This window comes from uncultured Veillonella sp. (genome assembly GCF_915069625.1).
Lineage (GTDB): Bacteria > Bacillota > Negativicutes > Veillonellales > Veillonellaceae > Veillonella.
This window is the reverse complement of sequence record NZ_CAJZFD010000202.1, coordinates 1-2,823: the sequence shown is the minus strand read 5'-3', so window position 1 is coordinate 2,823 and position 2,823 is coordinate 1. Positions and strand designations below refer to the sequence as shown.

The following is a 2,823-nucleotide window of genomic DNA, read 5'->3' as shown; positions in this document are numbered from 1 at the left end:
CGACTCGTCTGACTATCTACTTATATTATAGGGATAAAGATATATATCGTCAAATGGTGATAAACCTTATAAATATCAATTAAAAGTACATTCTATATACTAAATTATAAATTTATTAATCATAGGCACAGTCTTGTTTGCATAGTATACTTATGCTAATAAGGTTGTGCTTATTTTGTTGTAATGTGAGAGAAGAAAAAGAGAGGGTTTTATGTTACGTAAAAGTATAATCATGATGGGATTAGCAGCTGCTTTCACCATGAATGTAAGTGCTGTACAGATCGAAGTGCCAGCCGGACAGCCGCCTATGCCTGGGGCGGATGCGAGCATTCCTGCTAATGCGTATGAGAATTATCGTCATATTAATGAAGTAGCGGAGCAGAATGCAGAGGACTATAGTGAATTTATAAAATCACAACCTGTAAATCCTACATCTGGGATGGATAAGTTGTATCGAGAACGCCCTGGTTTGGCTAAGGCGTTGGAGTTAGCAAATTATTCTCAGTCTACCGTTGTATTGCTTCATGAAGGGGATAAGAATATTCGATTATCTGTACCAAACATTAGCTTTCGTGGAGATACTGTAGAGTCTAAGTCTGGAAAAGGGCCTCTATATGCGGTGCGAAGCCTTAGTTCATTTTTAGTAGTAGGGCCTCCACATGGTAAAGCACTCAATAAATATGCTGAAGGTGAAGGTAAATATACATATCCAGGTTTGCAGAATGCATCTTGGAAGCTTATGTCTAATAATGCCCGTGTAATGTATACGGAGTTTACACCGAATGATTCAAAGACTACCTATGGGATTACTTATGGCGGTTGGGTTAATACGGAAGATCCATATCAAGATAAATCACCGGAAGTTGTGATGAGTAATTATATTATTCCATCCATAGAATCCTTGTCTGGATTAGATACTTATAGTCGTGTTGAGCATTGGGGAAATTTCAGTTATCGCGTTCCTAAGACTGCAAAGCTAGTGAGTGAGGCTGTAGAGAATAGTCAATATGATGTGAGAACCTATGAGGATACAGGTTCCAAGATACGTGTAGTGCGTACTTCCATATTGGGTGAAAAACGAGATGGAACGGTCATCAAGAGTTCAATATTATCTTTTTTGAGAAAGTATAATGATTTAGAAACACCTACACAATATGCAGTTGTATGGAATAATGGTATCGCAGGCTCTTTGATCGATTCTTACAAGCCTAAAGGAGAGTCTTATCTCCGTCATGTGGTGAAAGATTCTGTATACTTTTACAGTTATCGTATTAATTATGATGAAAGTAAGACCTCTTATACACATAAACAATGGAGAGATATGATTGAATATGTAGGCTTTGATGATGCGGTCAAACTCAGAAAAGGTCCACAATGGAGAGAAGATGGAACCTATAAAGAGAAACTAGAAAGTGGGCCTATATTTATTCCTTGGTATATGGAGTGGGTTAAGCTATTGAATCAATAGTGTGTAATATAGTGAATGTAGTTTGAGCTAATTATAAGAAATTTTAGGAGAGAGACTATGAAAACAAAATATATAGTTATGGGGCTTGTTGTAGGCCTACAATTGGTAAGTGGTTATAGTTATGTGACAGAGGCAAGTTGGCTTAGTAAAACTTGGGACCGTCTAGAAACGAATGCCGCGAAACAATCTTATGATTGGCCCAAAGCTGAGCAATATACTCACTATGCGGGAGGACAAATTGTAGGTACTACCTTGCCAGACGAGGATATGATGATCCTTGGTGTTTCGCTGGGTAATACATTTGATAGTGTAAAAGCTAGTCTAGGACAGCCTACTAAAGAAACTAGTAGAGGACTTACCTATGGTGGTGTTACATTTGGGAACTTTAAAATGGATGGTGTGGGCCCTATTGTTACCTATATGATGATCGAGAATCGTGATGCTACTACACATAGAGGTATTGCCGTAGGCGATTCCATGCGAAAGGTCCTTAATGTATATGGCAGACCCGATTTAGTGGATACTAACAATCGATGGTTTTATGGGAAATACCGCTATCGAACTGATATGATGCATGGAATACAATTTGAACAAAAAGGCGATAAAGTCAGCAAGATTTTAATTTATAAATGATTATATTCTTACCATATCTATGAAAAAAGCCGAGCTTTTAATTCATAGAATTAGCTCGGATTTTATTAGTTTATTCGTATATTTGTATAATATAATTCTTATTGTATCGTATATTAATGCATCATATAATGTGATTAGGAGAATTAGACGATGTTGGGAAATAAGATAAACCGGAGGTTATTATGAAACCATTTGAATCAAAAGATTATAAAGCATTTACTATGTTTGAAAAGCGTTGGGCTCTTGTTACAGCTGGTACACCTGAGGATTTTAATACTTGTACTGTTAGCTGGGGCAGCATGGGCAACATGTGGGGCCTAGTTGGTAACGATCTTTCCACGGTGACTGTGTATATTCATCCAGCTCGTTATACCCAAGAATTCATGGCGAAATATGATACGTTTACCGTTAGTTTCTTGCCTGAAAGCCAACGTAAGGCTCTTGGTTATTTAGGATCTCATTCTGGTCGTGACGAAGATAAGGTGGCTAATTCAGGTTTAACACCAGTTGCAGTAGATAATGGTGTCATGTTTGAAGAAGCAGAGTTAACTTTTGTATGCAAAAAGCTTTACGAACATCAATTCGATGAAGCACATTTAGCGGATAAAATAAAAGAGTATTATGCATCCAATCCTCCTGAATATACAAAAGCTGGCAGTGATCGCTGGGAACCACACTATATGTACATCGGCGAAGTCGTTGAGGCTATAGAGAAATAAGTT

The 2,823-nt window shown here is 37.5% G+C and carries 3 protein-coding genes; all 3 read left to right on the top strand.

What is annotated here, in order from left to right; translation table 11 throughout:
- Positions 1-211: 211 nt before the first annotated feature.
- The 3 genes from QZ548_RS08835 (at position 212) to QZ548_RS08825 (ending at position 2,820) form a co-directional block, all read left to right on the top strand.
- A complete protein-coding gene (locus tag QZ548_RS08835; protein ID WP_295869785.1) occupies positions 212-1,468 on the top strand; it encodes a hypothetical protein in 1,257 nt (418 codons plus the stop codon).
- A 57-nt stretch (positions 1,469-1,525) separates the two neighbouring features.
- Entirely contained in the window at positions 1,526-2,101 is a 576-nt protein-coding gene (locus tag QZ548_RS08830) for a TonB-dependent receptor (protein WP_295869782.1), read from the top strand.
- A 182-nt stretch (positions 2,102-2,283) separates the two neighbouring features.
- The gene (locus QZ548_RS08825; RefSeq protein ID WP_295869779.1) at positions 2,284-2,820 is read left to right on the top strand and encodes a flavin reductase family protein; all 537 of its coding nucleotides are present in this window, start codon (positions 2,284-2,286) and stop codon (positions 2,818-2,820) included.
- Positions 2,821-2,823 lie beyond the last annotated feature (3 nt).